The organism is Neptuniibacter pectenicola (genome assembly GCF_001597735.1).
GTDB classification, from domain to species: domain Bacteria; phylum Pseudomonadota; class Gammaproteobacteria; order Pseudomonadales; family Balneatricaceae; genus Neptuniibacter; species Neptuniibacter pectenicola.
On sequence record NZ_LUTS01000147.1, the window covers coordinates 1 to 257 of the forward strand.

Annotated in this window: 1 protein-coding gene; it reads right to left on the reverse strand. The window is 44.0% G+C overall.

Annotated features, from left to right (window positions below; all coding sequences use genetic code 11):
• Nucleotides 1–257 (reverse strand): DUF484 family protein (locus A3773_RS17275; RefSeq protein ID WP_156473574.1); only part of this gene is annotated, 257 nt, incomplete at both ends.

Below are 257 nucleotides of genomic sequence, written 5' to 3' on the forward strand. Positions count from 1 at the left end.
AGCGCACTCAATAGGTCAGAAAGGTAATCTAAAAACAAGGAGCCCTTCTCTTTATCGAAATGGTTCAATCGATTAGAACCAAGCGCCAATACGCCATGATAAACCACTTGCCCACCTTCAAATGACACTAAAGGCATGATGGCCGAAGACATCACCGAGTCACTTTGCGACTGAAATAAAAACTCAGACTCAACAACTGATAGTACGCCACAGTAGCAGCCTGACTGGGCCAACATTTCTTTTATAATTGGCTCTGC